We start from the raw sequence: 14,595 nt of genomic DNA, 5'->3' as shown, positions 1-14,595 counted from the left end.
TCCTTCTTTCTTTTTAAGCTATCAAAAAATGTAATTAAGTTTTGTGGGATTTGTTGGGTAGCTTTTGGTTTTTACAATTTCACCATCTGCCAGTGTTACAGGAAGAATATCTGCTCCTTCCTTTTGTAGAATTTCACTTATAACTTTATTGGAGATAAAATCCTGAGGTTCACTTGACAAACCATGCCTTTCCTGAGGTTCACTTGACAAACCATGCCTTTTTATAATAATCCCTTTTTCTTTAAGCGAATTAATAACAGTTGCTACTCTTAACAGCTCTGGGTCAATAGATGGTCCACAAACTCCTGTCGAGCAACACATTGCTGGGTCAAAAATCTCAATATTTTTCATTACTAAATCCGCCTTAACAACATTGATTATCAGATTTTTTATTTTTGCTCTTTTTACAAATACAATCTTCTTTATCGTTTGTTATGCATGTAAAGAAAGCTATAACCTCATCCGTTTTTTCCTTGTTTAATGTATATCTCATCCAAGCCCCATCACGTACTGCATTTACAAGACCGCTTTCAGATAATATCTTCATATGATAACTAAGAGTGGATTGAGAAATACTGAATTCTTCTAATATATCGCATGCGCACATTTCTCCACACGATAGCATATCTATAATCTTTAACCGTGTTTCATCTGACATAGCCTTAATTGCAGGAACATAATCTGCATATGAATGTTTCATAAAATTACCTCCTATATATTCATATGTATCAATGACATCGAATGTTCTCGATATCTTATAACAAGAATATCCGGCATATCGATAGTTGTCAATATGGTTTTATAATAAGTTAACGACAAAAAGCGCCGACTAAGATGCCACTGCACCTCAATCGGCGGTCAAATTCGTTTTATTTTTCTATATCAATTTCTATACCAGATTTAAACTCAATAGTTAGTTTATCATCATAGACCGTTATTTTCTCTATAAGTCTCCTTACTAGTTGCTGATCATACTCCTCAAGGAGGATGGATTGTTCATTAATGAATTTTTCCATATCTTCTAGCCTTTGCTTGGAGCCCTTTTTGCCAGCTTCTTCTGCTAAAGCCTTATGCCTTTCTTCTCTGAGCCTATAAATCTCATCGGCAATGTCGTTATAATCCTCTTTGGAATTGGCCAGTCTCAAAAGATCTTTTTGTAATTCCTCTAGCTTTTTATCTATAAGGGCTTGCGGACAAAATCTTAGACCAAAATTGTTCAGGAGGAAAACAATGTTCGCCTATGAGGATAAATTAAAAGCGATAAAACTATACCTTAAATATGAATCTTATGCTGCCGCAATAAATGAATTAGGATATCCATCACGCGGAGCGCTTATAAAGTGGGTAAAAGAGTACAAAGATAACGGGGATATTAGAAAAGAAAATACTCGGAAATCCAAATATACAAATAATGAAAAACAACAAGCGGTCGACCATTATTTAGAATTTGGGAAGTGCTATTCTCGTACGTGTCGGATGTTAGGATATCCTAGTCGCGAATTATTAAGACAATGGGTAAAGGATTTGGCACCTGAGTCTCGTAGATTAAATAGAAATGGGTTAACATTAACTTCAGTTGAAAAGGTAGCTGCTGTTCTGTCCTTACTCACACGCGGTGACACATCTGCACAGAGTGTTGCTGATAAAGTCGGTGTTAGTTGGGAAGTTCTTTATAAACACAAAGATCAGTTGCTAGGTAAGGGAGTGCCCATAAATAAAATGAGTGAATCTACGAACACAGATATTAATAAGCTCAAGGATCAAGTCAAGCAACTCCAAGAAGAGGTATATTATCTTCAAATGCAAAAGGATATATTGGAAAAGGCGGGAGAAATCATAAAAGAAGACCAGGGCATCTTTCTGGAAAAACTCACAAATCGAGAAAAAACAATCCTGATTGATGCCATTCGCCCAAAGTATAAGCTATCCCAGTTATTGATAATCGTTGATAACCCTAAAAGTAGTTACTGTTATCATAAGAAGCAACTTGCTTTGCCTGATAAATACCAAGATGTACGTGCTAAAATTATTGATATCTTCGAAAGAAACAAACGTCGATACGGCTACCGCCGGTTACATGCATCACTGAAAAATAGTGGTATCCTTCTTTCAGAAAAAGTTGTTCGGCGCATTATGCGGGAAGAAACCCTTATTGTGAAAACTATTAAAATGAGAAAATATAATTCGTATCATGGCGAAATATCTCCGGCTGTACCTAATATTCTTCAAAGAGATTTTAAGGCGGATAAACCAAATGAAAAATGGGTTACAGATATAACAGAGTTTAGTATTCCCGCTGGAAAAGTTTATTTATCACCAATGGTTGATTGTTTTGATGATGCAGTCGTGAGTTGGACAATTAGCACTTCTCCCAATGCAGAGTTAGTGAACACGATGCTTGATCAGGCGGTATCTATATTGCAGAAAGATGAGCAAGCAATCATTCATACAGATCGTGGCGCGCATTATCGATGGCAAGGATGGATTGATCGAATGGATAACAATAATCTGATACGTTCGATGTCAAAGAAAGGTTGTATTCCCGATAATGCCGCATGCGAAGGTTTTTTTGGACGACTTAAAAATGAGTTCTTTTATGGTGAATCGTGGATAGATGTATCTATTGAAGACTTCATCGAACTATTGGATGAGTATCTTGAATGGTATAATAATAAAAGGATCAAGCTATCGCTAGGTGGAATTAGCATCATGAAATATCGAGAGTCATTGAAACTTATAGCATAACTTCGCTGACAAATATCATTTCAATATAAGACTAAAATGAGTTTTACTTAACTATTCAGAGTTGAAAATTCAATCTAAAAATGGTCCAAGAAAACATCCGCACCTCCAACTGACTACCTTAGTTTATCAGTTACAAATATTTTATTGAGGCATAATTTCTCGCTGATTGTCCTTGTAAAATTATATCTTTACTCATATTCCATACAGTTAATTTATTTTCACATTCAATAAATACATTTAAATACATTTGTGGTATATAGTGTTGATTTTTAATTTTACCTAACATTTTTCCCTTCCTCTCATATGTCTAGATTTACATAATTAATTTTTTTGCTATTTCTAACCTATTACGGTAAACCACCGTTTCAGCTTTTATCCCACTTTAAAAGAAATTTTTTCCCCTTTCTCCCCTTAATATAAATATAACTCTATCAATCTAACTAATCTCTATATAGTTAGGTTGTCTTTTTGACATGTCTAGACTTTTCCTTTTTGCCATTCTAGAATTATCAAAATCACCATTCTTGACTTGTCCTTTTAACAAGTCTGAAATCATAAATGCAAAAATCAGCAAGTTTTTTACTCCTTGCTGATTTTCACTTTTATCCTTATTTTCTTGTTTCTCCACTAACTAGGTCAACCATCACCAAAACCTTAAAATGTTTTTTCAGCACCTTTTTCTTGAATTTTTGCTCATCTTCTTCGAAGGCAAAATAGTCGTGAAAGTGCTTAAATCTCAGGATTTCTATATAATTTCCTTTTGTAGTAACGCAATAGTCTCCACATGGCTCGAGAGGACAGAATGAATGTCATTTGAGCGTATCCGTTCTCGGAAACATATCTACTGCGTTTTTGGGGCTATCGGTAGACGGAAACATATCAATATACCTCATGGATTATTATTTTCACTCCTTGGTGTGGAGTTATTTTCAGATAGCATCATATCGCACTCCTTTGCTGTTTATGTTGCGGGTGTTTCAATTTTATCTTTTCTCTTTTTTGTTGGCCGATACAATCAGCATCATGGGACGGCGCATTTCATCCTGCATCCCCGGAATATCCATCATGTTTTCCGGCGGCTGCGGCTCCACAATCTGATTTATTATAAAACCATTTGAAAGCAGTGTATTTAGATATGTGGTCAGTGTTCTATGATATTTTGTAACCTTTTCTCCCAAAAACACAGCTGTCCGTTTGCCCTCATAATAATAATTATCCACCGGAAAATGCAGTATTTCTCCTTTTTCGTTATAATGCCAGTCTTGTGTTCCATAGGCAGTAAAAACAGGATGTTCAACCGTAAAAACTAGCTTACCACCAGACTTCAGTATTCTATATATCTTTTTTACTAAAATCTCATAATCTGCTACATAGTGAAACGCAAGTGAACTTAATATTACATCAAAACTCTCCTCCGGGAATTCCACATCTTCTATAGCACAGCATTTATATTCAACCTGTGGAAAATGTGTTTTTTCTTTGGCTACCTCGAGCATTTTATGAGAAATATCAACACCTACAACAGAAGAAGCACCGTGTTCCATCGCATAAATACAGTGCCATCCATAGCCGCATCCTAAATCAAGCACACGCTTATCTTTAAAATCCGGCAGCAGCTTTCTCAATGTTTCCCATTCTCCTGCACCGGCTAGTCCCTGCTGTGAGCGACTCATTTGACTGTATTTTTCAAAAAATATACTATCATCATATTTGTTTTCTTTCATTTAAATTCTCCTCGTTCCAAAAGTTATCTATTTCCGATGTTAGCTCTTCAAGATTATTAAATATTTCCTCTTCGCTCCAATTCCACCATTGAAGCTTTAGCAAGAATTCAATCTTTTCGTCACTAAAGCGTTTTTTGATAAACTTAGCTGGATTCCCACCATATATTGTATATGGCTCAACACTTTTCACTACTGTTGAATTAGCGGCAATAATCGCGCCATCACCAATTACAACGCCTGGCATAATGGTTACATTTTGACCTATCCAGACATCATTGCCAATCACTGTGTCTCCTTTAAATGGTAGCTCTTCTATTGTAGGTGCTACCTTCTCCCATCCGCCACCAAAAATATTAAATGGGTAGGTTGTTATTCCATCCATTCTATGATTTGCGCCATTCATAATAAACTTAACACCCTCTGCAATTGCACAAAACTTACCTATTATCAGTTTGTCCCCTAGAAATTCGTAATGATGCTCTATATTATCATAAAACTTCTCTGGAGACTTTTTATTATCGCTGTAATAAGTGTATTCACCAATCTCAACATTTGGTCTTTTAGGTAGATTACTTATATAGCAAACCGTCTTTATATTTTCATTCGGATAAAGTTTTTTCTTATCTGGCCCCGTCATAGAATATTGGCTCCTTTCAGGTATTCAACCTCATTTACTAGTCTTTGAAGAATCTCTATTCCTTTTCTTGTACAATCTACATCAGTTGATATTAAGGAAATAACCTTATCGACCCTTTCCTTGTAATCGCTTGGCTTGATCTTAAAATCTTCAATCATCTTAACAGCCTTTTTTTCATTTATACAGTATTCTTTATTTGCTGCAAATAAGTCTTGATTAAGGGAAGATATGCTTCGAAAGCAATGTCGCGCAAATATTGGATACATCGTCTTTATCTATATTGTTCTCAGCAAACAAATATTTCTACGGAAAGGGGCCTTCATCTCCTATGACCCCTTATCTCTTTACTTGATATTCTGGTCTTATTTAGTCTGGATGGTATAGGAGGTGACTTCCTTTACCTTGGCATTTTTCCCAAACCCATTGAATCTATATATGTCACAATACTCAAAAGTAGACTCATCACTAAAGATAATACTTCCATTAACAGCAGCCACGTTGCCATGGGTTATTAGATTGCTTATTAGGATTTCTTTAATGCTCCTGCCCCTATAGTTCCTTAATCTTTCAAGTATTTTATCCTTATCAACTATTAATTCATTCCCTATAATCTTCCAAGTGATATTGTCAGATGTATTATCCTCTATATATCTATCATTTCCTGTGGCAAATGCAATATAAAAATCTAATAGCACAATTTTTTTAGGAGCATTACCACAATCCTTTGGATATGATATTCTTATTCCATCATAATAATCTACCTTCACAGCTTCATCTCCTTCCATATTCCCTAAGAAATATTATTACAATACTAGTCATAAATAAAGATTTCTTCAATAGGCACTTCTACAACCCTTGAAATATCAATGGCTAACTTAAGAGATGGGTTGTATTTACCCGCTTCAAGCCTGATGATGGTTTCCATACGGACTCCTACTAGCTGGGCAAGTTCCTCCTGGGTCAAGCCTTTTTCTAGACGATACTTCTTTAGGTTACAAGTAAACTTTTGGATAGGTCTCACCCCTTCTAATCTTGATCATAATGCCAGAAGAGATAGGCGTATGATATTAAGGTTCCAGCCCACCCAAGGGCACAGATTAGTATGATTAATTCTTTTGTTACAAAGGAAAACCCTGAGAAAAATCCAATAGTAAAGAGAGTGATTAAGGGGATCTTAGCAGTCTTCAACTTAGCCCTTTGACTATTTTCAAAATATCGTTCATCTTGCATTTCATCAGCCATCTTCCCTATAAAATAGTAGGCAAAAAAACTAAAGTAACTAAACCAGAATAGGGCCAGGGGCTCACCAGTTTTAAAATACTTGAAACCTTGAAAACCTAAGAATCCTAAGAGCCATAGGTATTTAATGGGTTTTTGGATCCTAATCTTCATCACTATAACAACCCCCATGTGACATATTTATATCTATGTTACAAATATTTCACCTCACTAAAAAATAATCAAGGGCGATGGGAGTTTTGAAGTCTCAATTGTAATCCCTTTGCACAATTTATTGGCATCATATGTTGAAAATGCTTTATTTAGCGACGGAAAGAGTTAGTAAGAAATGGACACGAGCATATCCAAACTGGGATTTAGTAATAAGTCAGTTAAAGATATTATTTGCTGAAGTATTAAACAAAGGAGCATACTTGGGGACTCTGTCCCCAAAACCCCTGAGGTTTATCGCTTTAGTTCTTCCAGGAACGGATGAAAAAACGGATAGCTAACTGCAACCATCCGTTCCTGTATAGAACTCTAATAACCGTTCAGGTTGCTCCTCAGCATAGCCTTATCCTGTTATTAGATAAGAATTAAGTATATTATTCCCAATTATAGGTACAATATACTTAATCAAATGACCTTTGAAAGATCAGTTTCTATATCAAATTACTTTATATTCTTTTACCAATTATTAATTAAAAGAATGAGATTACACAAAATTATTTACACCGCCAGTATATTCTTGTTCGGAATAAATTTGTCTAAAAAAGGGTTGCCTTTCCAGTATCACTTTTGTCTTGTAGCGAAAAATAGTAAAAAACTGCACCTATCGAAACAAATATAACAATAACTGTAAGAATATTTTTATAGTTTCTTTCAAACCAACTTGTTGCCTTAAAGTCTATAAATTTCCACCCTGCTCTCTTATATTGAGATTTAAATACACTTATTCCTAACATTCAACTTGACCACTCAACCTCGACTAAAACAGAAAAACATCTAAACTGTACTCTCTAATAATTTTTTCATCTAAACTGTACTCTCACTACTTATTTTTATGATTTTCCGCTCTACTATTTTCTCTCCTTCTTACAAGAATTTAGAAATAATCAAACAGTCTAAAGTCTTATATATAAGGGCTTTGCAGCCTTTTAATCTTCCATCCTTGACATCAAGGCAACACACTCAACGTGGCTCGTTTGCGGGAACATGTCGACTGGTTGTACTTTCTTCAGCTTATAGCCACCCTCTGTTAAAATCACGAGGTCACGTGCAAATGTTGATGGATTACATGATACGTAGACAATTCGCTTAGGGTTCATTTCAACCATCGCATGAAGCAGTGCTTCATCACATCCTTTTCTTGGTGGGTCAACAACGATAACATCAGGTTTTAGGCCGTTTTCTTTCCATGCAGGCATAACCTCTTCTGCTTGTCCGACAATAAATTCTGTATTATCCATGTCATTTAATTTAGCATTTTTCTTTGCGTCTTGAATCGCTTGTGGAACGATCTCTACGCCGTAAACTTTTTTCGCTTTTTGGGCAAGGAATAATGATATACTTCCAATTCCACAGTAAGCATCAATAACTGTTTCTCCACCTGTTAAATTGGCATATTCTAACGCTTTATCATAAAGTACTTTCGTCTGTTTTGGGTTGATTTGATAAAATGATAGTGCTGAAATAGCGAATTTAACATCACCAATGGTGTCATAAATATATGCTTCACCCCAAAGACATTTTATTTTTTTACCTAAGATTACATTTGTCCTATCTGGATTCACGTTGTGCATGATTGATGTTATGTTAGGCTGTTTTTCAAGAATACGTTGAATAAATTCATCCTGCTTTGGTATCTTATTTGTCCGAGTGATGATGACGAGCATTGTTTGTCCTGTATTTTCACCAGTTCGAACCATAATATGACGTAATACACCTCGGTGTGTCTCTTCATTATAGGCTGGTATCCCAAGTTCATTAGCGATTTCTCGAACAATATCAACTAAATCATCATTAACTTCAGAGGTAACGATACAACGCTCCATTTCATCGATAATGTCGTGACTGCGTGGTCGATAAAATCCTGTAATTAATTTACCATCCTTTTCACCGACTGGAATTTGCACTTTATTACGATAACGCCATGGATCTTCCATACCTAAAGTGGGCTCAACAGGGATATCTGTTATGTGGGCAAATTTTGCTAGTGCACTTTTAACTTGATTTTGTTTCACTTTTAACTGCATATCATAGCTCATGTGTTGTAATTGACAACCACCACACTTGTAAAAAACATTACATGGTGGTTCAACACGATCTGGGCTTGCTTCAATTAATTCAAGTCGGCGACCTACGGCAAAGTTTTTCTTAACTTTAATTACTTTTACCTTTGCCTTTTCACCTGGCAATACGTTAGTTACAAAAATGGGATAACCATTAATTTTCCCGACGCCATTGCCGTCGTGGGTTATGTCTTCAAAAGTTAATTCTATTGTTTGATTTTTATTAACTGGTGTTTGTTTTGTTGACACAAAGCTTACTTCCTTTCAATTTCGAATCACGTTTTAAATAACTCCTCTATCTTTAGTATATCATTATACCTGAACTTCCTTACCATCATTCGACTTATTTCCCGGGAAATAAGAAAAATTGTCGTGGTAATACTTTCCAAATGAAAAACTCTAGAAATTAATCTAGAGTTTCTTCAGTTTGTCGTTCACTTTTTAACTGATTAATGATTTCTTCTGATGGTAGGAAAAATTCAATATGTTGCTTTAGATTGATGAATGCGCCTGGTAAATCTCCTCCGTATTCACCGTCTATATTTAATTGCATTTTCTCATCTGTTTCTACTTTAATATTTTTTGCTTGGACATAAAATACATTTGGATCATCAAAATGTGCACCTCTTGTTGCTGCAGTAAGTGCTCTAATAAATTCTGCAATGTTACATTTTCTTAAAACGAGTAAATCAAATAGTCCATCGCTAAGATCTGCTTCTAGTGCTAATTTTTCAAATCCGCCTACAGAGTTAGTATTTGCAACAAGAAAGAGCATGATTTCATCTTCAAAAACTTGTCCATCGTATTCTATTCGTGTATGAATCGGGCGCAATCTTGGAAGTAACTCAGCCCCTTTGATTAAATAAGCCAGTTGACCTATCATCGTTTTTAATTTGCTTGGGACTTCGTATGATACTTCCGTAATTTTGCCTCCACCTGCTATGTTAGCAAAATAATGATTATTTACCTTCCCGATATCAAGTTTTCTTGTTTGTCCTGAAATGATTACATCAACGGCTTTCTCGACCGACTTTGGAATATGGAGTGCGCGAGCGAAATCATTAGTCGTTCCAGCAGGGATAATTCCTAGTCGAGGACGATATTCCTGTTCAGCAAGGCCTGTAACCACTTCGTTGATTGTACCATCACCACCAGCAGCAATAACGACATCAAATTTCCTTTCAGCAGCTGTACGTGCGGCTTCAATCGCATTACCCTTTTCTGTCGTTTCGTGAGCCGATGTTTCAAATCCTGCTTGTTCTAGCTTAACTAAAACATCTGCTAATTTGCTTTTGAATGATTCTCTTCCGGACGTTGGATTGTATATCACTCGACAACGTTTCATAATGATTCCTCCATATTTCTAATAGATTAATCTTTTTTAATCATATCATGATCAAAAAAGAAAGACTATCAATATGGTATGTATTGATAGTCCGTGTTATGACCTTTGAGTTAACGTTTGTTCATTTCTGCTAATAGAATTTTGTTAACCAATGGTGGGTTTGCTTGACCTTTAGTCTCTTTCATTACTTGACCAACTAGGAAACCAAGCGCACGATCTTTTCCATTTTTAAAGTCGATAATTGATTGCTCATTAGCATCAAGGATCTTCGTAATAATTTCAGTTAGTTGACCTTCATCAGAAATTTGTACTAAGCCCTTGTCTTTAATAATTTGTTCTGGATCGCCACCGTTTTCAACAAGTTCTGCAAAAACTTTCTTCGCCATTTTTGAAGATAGTGTGCCGTCTCCAATTAAATTAATCATTTTTGCTAAGCCTTCTGGTGTCAATGCTAGATCAGCTAAATCCTTTTGTACTTTATTCATGTAAGCAGATACTTCACCCATCAACCAGTTTGATGCTTGCTTAATATCGGCACCTAAAGCAATTGTTGCTTCAAAGAAATCTGACATTTCTTTAGTACTTGTTAAGACCATTGCATCATATGCAGGTAATTTATATTCTTCGATATAACGTTTTTTACGTGCATCTGGTAATTCTGGAATTTCAGCTCTAACTCGTTCTTTCCATGCTTCATCAATGTATAATGGCATGATGTCTGGCTCAGGGAAGTAACGATAATCATCTGCACCTTCTTTAACACGCATTAAAATTGTCTCTTTTGTCTGTTCATCGTAACGGCGTGTTTCTTGTAGGATTTCACCGCCAGCAAGTAGTACTTCTCTTTGACGCTTTTCCTCATACTCTAATCCTCTTTGAACAAATGAGAATGAGTTTAAGTTTTTCAATTCGGCTTTTGTTCCAAATTTCTTTTGTCCAATTGGACGTAATGAGATGTTTGCGTCACAGCGTAATGAACCTTCTTCCATTTTCACATCTGAGACACCTGTAAACTGAATGATGTTTCTTAGCTTCTCCAAGTATGCATAGGCTTCTTGTGGTGAGCGGATATCAGGCTCAGATACAATTTCAATTAATGGTGTACCTGCTCGGTTGTAATCAACCAATGAGTAGCCATCTTCACTGTGAATCAGTTTTCCTGCATCCTCTTCCATATGAATTCTAGTAATACCAATACGTTTAGTCTTACCATCTACTTCAATATCGATCCAACCATTTCTTCCAATTGGGTGGGTATCTTGAGTAATTTGATAAGCTTTCGGGTTGTCTGGATAGAAATAATTCTTCCGATCAAACTTTTGGTGCGTAGCAATCTCACAATTCAGTGCCATTGCTGCTTTCATCGCAGAGTTTATCACTTCTTCATTCAATAAAGGTAAAACTCCTGGATAGGCCAAGTCAATTGGGTTAACATTTTCGTTTGGATTAGCGCCAAAATGGTTTGGGCTTGGACTAAAAATCTTTGATTTTGTTTTAAGTTCAACGTGAACCTCTAAACCAATAATCGTTTCAAAATTCATTTACTTCGCACCTCCCAGGTCTGGTCGTTTCTTATGATGATCGGTTGCTTGTTCAAATGCATATGCAGCTCTAAAGACCGTTGCCTCATCAAAGTGTTTTCCAATAATTTGTAGACCAAATGGTAAGCCTGTGTCTTTTGAATAACCAGATGGGATTGAAATTGCAGGCACTCCAGCTAAATTCACTGGGATTGTTAACAAGTCATTTGCATACATTGTTAATGCGTCCTCAATTTTTTCTCCAATCTTGAATGCTGTTGTTGGAGTTGTTGGTCCCATTACAACATCATATTCTTCAAAAATCTTATCAAAATCTGCTTTAATTAAGCGACGTGCTTGTTGTGCTTTTTTATAATAGTCTTCGTAGTAGCCTGCACTTTGTGTCAGTGTTCCAAACATAATGCGTCGTTTTACTTCTGGACCGAAAGCTTCGCTACGTGATTTTTTAAATAGGTCAATCATGTTTGTCGCCTTTTCTGAGCGGTGACCATAACGAATACCGTCAAAGCGAGCTAGGTTAGCTGATGCTTCTCCTGATGAAATAATATAGTAAGTTGGAACGGCATATTTAGAATGTGGTAATGAAACTTCTTCCCATGTTGCGCCAAGGTCTTCATAAACTTTTAGCGCGTCCATGACTGATTGTCTCACTTCATCACTAATTCCTTCAGCTAGATATTCTTTTGGAACAGCAATTTTCATTCCTTTAACGCCATCTTTTAGTGTTGCTTGATAGTCAGGAATTTCTACTTTTACTGTTGTCTGATCCATTGGGTCATGTCCAGCGATCGCTTGTAGTAAATGAGCGTTATCTTCAACAGTCTTTGTAATCGTACCTACTTGATCAAGTGATGATGCAAAAGCAATTACACCAAAGCGTGAAACAAGTCCATAAGTAGGCTTTAATCCAACAACACCACAGTATGATGACGGACCACGAATTGAACCGCCTGTGTCTGATCCTAATGAGAAAAAGACTTCTCGTCCAGCTACTGCTGCTGCTGATCCACCACTAGAGCCACCAGGTACGTAATCAATATTCCATGGGTTGTGAGTTGTTGAAAAGGCTGAATTTTCTGTTGATGAGCCCATTGCAAATTCATCCATATTTAACTTACCGATCATGACTGTGTTTGCTTCATTTAATTTTTCAACAACAGTCGCGTCATAAAGGGGATCATCAAAATTACTGAGCATTTTACTTGCTCCAGTTGTTTTAATCCCTTTTGTTACAATATTATCTTTCAAACCAATTGGAATTCCAAAAAGTGGGTTATTTGTTTCGTTTGTTTCTTGATCAAGCTGCTTTGCTTTTTCTAAAGCTGCTTCTTTATTTAAACTGATAAATGATTTTAATTTATCTTCAACACGATCTATTTGATCATAAGAAGCTTGTACCAAATCAGTTACAGTCAACTCTTTGTTATGTAGCTTCTCTTGAATTTCTTTTAATGTATAATCAAATACTGACATGTGTGAACCGACCTCCTATTCTAAAATTGATGGTACTTGGAATTGTCCATCTTTGTGTACAGCTGCATTTTTTAGTGCCTCTTCTTGAGTAATCCACTCACGCGGTTCATCTTTTCTAAACACATTTGTATGGTCATGAACTTGATACAATGGTTCAATTCCTTCTGTATCTAATTCTTTTAACACATCTGCATAACCTAACATTTCACTTAATCGTTGGGCAAAAACGTCTGCTTCCTCATCACTTATATCTAAACGTGCAGTATCAGCAATTTGTTTCACTTGTTCTTTTGTAACTTTTGCCACTTCCTTCACCTCCACAAGATTTTACGATTTTACTATTTACGATCATAGCAAAAAATAACTCTATTGCGCAACTATTGGATTAGTATTCTCAAAATAATCACAACAGCTTACTATTATTGTCTTAGTTGACTCATTAGCGCTCATAAATATGGACATAAGCATCCTCATCGCCAGCTTTTCTGACGATTAGACTTTCTTGTCTTTGATTTGAGCGAATGTTAATTTCTAGATCAAAGTGTGCTTGAAAATTATCCATCATCAATCCGTATACATATTGTGTGAATCCAACGACCTCTGCTTGACCATAAAATTCAATTGGAATTTCTAGAGTCAAGTGTTGTAATTCACCATTTTGATAAAAACCTTCACCGATAACCCCGACAAAGTTAGGAAAGAATTTTTCAATTCCAGATTTAAACTCGTCGATAGTTGAAGATAAATTAGAATCAAGATTACGTGCTTCAGATGATGGGAATAAAACATAAGATTCATTGATTTTATCCCAGTTACCTACCGTTTGGCTTCCGCCTTGGACAAGTTTTTTTGCGACAAAATTTCCTGGTACGAGACCATCACGTGGTGCTTCTCTGTATATCGCTACAAATATCGGAATTTCCTGCAAGCCATCCTTTGCTCGTAGACGGCTAACAACTTGTTCAGCTACTTTTGTTGCTTGATTCATCATTTCATCATAATCGATTTCTTCATAATAAAACGGACCACCGATTTCTGTTTGGAAGCGATAAACTGATTTCATCGCAATCCCGATTGAAATTCCTGCAAGTTGAACAACGTTGTCTTCCGTTCGAACCAAGTAGTTCTGCTCAAGGATGTGCGATAGATATTTAGGGTTAGCTCGTTCAATTTCGATTTTTTCTTCTGTTGATGCATCTTCATCAATATCTACCGATGGATTTAAACCAAGCTCACTTGAATCTGATTGTCTTTCTAACCAACTAAATAGCTCACTATAACCGATTTGTTGACCTTCTTGAAAGAAGTATGTCTCTGGATCAAAAACTGATGCCGAGTGACGACGTAAATCATTTTCTAGTGCCGTAATATCTAGTCGATTGGCAACTTGGTTTGTCGTTACACCCCTTGATTGACTTAAACGATAAGGTAAGAGAACTTGATATTCAGATTCCGAGACACGATAATTCGGAATAATTGCCGTTTCATAGCCACTATCCTCCGGTAATGTATCATCAATAACCTCATTTGGAGAACTGAAATCAGGTGCACAACCAATTAGTATCACTGCGAAAAAAATAACGAGTAACTTACTGAAGTTTTTCATTGGCTTCCCCCCTCC

The 14,595-nt window shown here is 36.1% G+C and carries 16 protein-coding genes; 1 reads left to right on the top strand and 15 read right to left on the bottom strand.

Translation table 11 applies throughout. From position 1 onward, the window contains the following. Positions 1-21: 21 nt before the first annotated feature. The 3 genes from AXY_RS02505 to AXY_RS02495 form a co-directional block, all read right to left on the bottom strand. Positions 22-351, bottom strand: coding sequence for an arsenic metallochaperone ArsD family protein (locus AXY_RS02505; RefSeq protein ID WP_015009205.1), 330 nt, complete (start codon positions 349-351; stop codon positions 22-24). Positions 352-364: 13 nt separating this feature from the next. Continuing rightward, entirely contained in the window at positions 365-700 is a 336-nt protein-coding gene (locus AXY_RS02500; protein WP_015009204.1) for an ArsR/SmtB family transcription factor, read from the bottom strand. 169 nt (positions 701-869) lie between these two features. Beyond that, positions 870-1,145 (bottom strand): hypothetical protein, encoded by a 276-nt coding sequence (locus AXY_RS02495; RefSeq protein ID WP_015009203.1) that lies wholly within the window; start codon positions 1,143-1,145, stop codon positions 870-872. Positions 1,146-1,230: 85 nt separating this feature from the next. Between AXY_RS02495 and AXY_RS02490 the strand changes: the two genes are divergently transcribed. After that, entirely contained in the window at positions 1,231-2,745 is a 1,515-nt protein-coding gene (locus AXY_RS02490) for an IS3 family transposase (RefSeq protein WP_015009202.1), read from the top strand. Between the two features lie 436 nt (positions 2,746-3,181). Here the strand turns inward: AXY_RS02490 and AXY_RS02485 are convergent, their stop codons facing one another. The 12 genes from AXY_RS02485 to AXY_RS02420 form a co-directional block, all read right to left on the bottom strand. Beyond that, positions 3,182-3,373: a hypothetical protein gene (locus tag AXY_RS02485; protein ID WP_015009200.1), complete on the bottom strand. Its 192-nt coding sequence runs from the start codon at positions 3,371-3,373 to the stop codon at positions 3,182-3,184. A gap of 355 nt (positions 3,374-3,728) precedes the next feature. Next, entirely contained in the window at positions 3,729-4,469 is a 741-nt protein-coding gene (locus AXY_RS02480) for a class I SAM-dependent methyltransferase (protein WP_015009199.1), read from the bottom strand. Further along, entirely contained in the window at positions 4,450-5,106 is a 657-nt protein-coding gene (locus AXY_RS02475; RefSeq protein WP_015009198.1) for a Vat family streptogramin A O-acetyltransferase, read from the bottom strand. Before AXY_RS02475 ends, AXY_RS02480 begins: the two co-directional genes overlap by 20 nt. A 362-nt stretch (positions 5,107-5,468) precedes the next feature. Next, entirely contained in the window at positions 5,469-5,891 is a 423-nt protein-coding gene (locus AXY_RS02465; RefSeq protein WP_015009196.1) for a hypothetical protein, read from the bottom strand. A 26-nt stretch (positions 5,892-5,917) separates the two neighbouring features. Next, complete coding sequence (locus AXY_RS02460) at positions 5,918-6,127, bottom strand: helix-turn-helix transcriptional regulator (RefSeq protein ID WP_015009195.1); 210 nt, start codon at positions 6,125-6,127, stop codon at positions 5,918-5,920. Between the two features lie 5 nt (positions 6,128-6,132). Then, positions 6,133-6,498, bottom strand: a complete 366-nt coding sequence (locus tag AXY_RS02455; RefSeq protein WP_015009194.1) for a DUF3796 domain-containing protein — start codon at positions 6,496-6,498, stop codon at positions 6,133-6,135. 983 nt (positions 6,499-7,481) lie between these two features. Continuing rightward, on the bottom strand, positions 7,482-8,864 hold the full coding sequence (gene rlmD / locus AXY_RS02445; RefSeq protein ID WP_015009192.1) for a 23S rRNA (uracil(1939)-C(5))-methyltransferase RlmD: 1,383 nt from the start codon (positions 8,862-8,864) through the stop codon (positions 7,482-7,484). A 157-nt stretch (positions 8,865-9,021) separates the two neighbouring features. Further along, positions 9,022-9,960, bottom strand: a complete 939-nt coding sequence (locus AXY_RS02440) for a diacylglycerol kinase (protein ID WP_015009191.1) — start codon at positions 9,958-9,960, stop codon at positions 9,022-9,024. Positions 9,961-10,070: 110 nt separating this feature from the next. Continuing rightward, a complete protein-coding gene (gene gatB, locus AXY_RS02435) occupies positions 10,071-11,501 on the bottom strand; it encodes an Asp-tRNA(Asn)/Glu-tRNA(Gln) amidotransferase subunit GatB (protein ID WP_015009190.1) in 1,431 nt (476 codons plus the stop codon). Further along, the gene (gatA, locus tag AXY_RS02430; protein WP_015009189.1) at positions 11,502-12,974 is read right to left on the bottom strand and encodes an Asp-tRNA(Asn)/Glu-tRNA(Gln) amidotransferase subunit GatA; all 1,473 of its coding nucleotides are present in this window, start codon (positions 12,972-12,974) and stop codon (positions 11,502-11,504) included. Positions 12,975-12,989: 15 nt separating this feature from the next. Next, a complete protein-coding gene (gatC, locus tag AXY_RS02425) occupies positions 12,990-13,280 on the bottom strand; it encodes an Asp-tRNA(Asn)/Glu-tRNA(Gln) amidotransferase subunit GatC (RefSeq protein ID WP_015009188.1) in 291 nt (96 codons plus the stop codon). Positions 13,281-13,413: 133 nt separating this feature from the next. Beyond that, positions 13,414-14,580, bottom strand: a complete 1,167-nt coding sequence (locus AXY_RS02420) for a CamS family sex pheromone protein (protein WP_015009187.1) — start codon at positions 14,578-14,580, stop codon at positions 13,414-13,416. Positions 14,581-14,595: the final 15 nt, after the last annotated feature.

The organism is Amphibacillus xylanus NBRC 15112 (assembly GCF_000307165.1).
In the GTDB taxonomy this organism is placed as follows: domain Bacteria; phylum Bacillota; class Bacilli; order Bacillales; family Amphibacillaceae; genus Amphibacillus; species Amphibacillus xylanus.
Note: the sequence above shows the minus strand (reverse complement) of the source record. Positions and strands in the feature narration are given on the sequence as shown.